The organism is uncultured Tateyamaria sp., from assembly GCF_947504105.1.
Classification (GTDB): Bacteria; Pseudomonadota; Alphaproteobacteria; order Rhodobacterales; family Rhodobacteraceae; genus Tateyamaria.
The window spans coordinates 1-264 of the sequence record NZ_CANNGP010000198.1 but is presented as its reverse complement, the minus strand read 5'-3'; the positions used below and the strand labels follow the sequence as shown (position 1 = coordinate 264).

Below are 264 nucleotides of genomic sequence, written 5' to 3'. Positions count from 1 at the left end.
AGGCTGAAGTCGCCGAGATCATGAAGGCGGCCTATGTCGATTTCAAACCCGCCGGGAAGGAGAGATCGTCAAGCCAGACCCAGCGACGCAAGAGTGAGGTCATTGCCGCGCTGCGCCGCATGCCCTCCTCAGAAGTCATTGATCTATTCAAGGGTAATCCGAGGTTTAAGGGACCCAAGACCGGCTTGAATAACCGCCGCGCCGTGATGACGCAGGTTTTGAAAGAGTTGCGCCAGCCGAAGGAATTCCGGGCGCCCGCGCTTG

General features: G+C 58.3%; 1 protein-coding gene. It reads left to right on the top strand.

The window, feature by feature from the left end:
• On the top strand, positions 1 to 264 hold a 264-nt coding region (locus Q1A75_RS24180), incomplete at both ends, for a hypothetical protein (protein WP_299641585.1).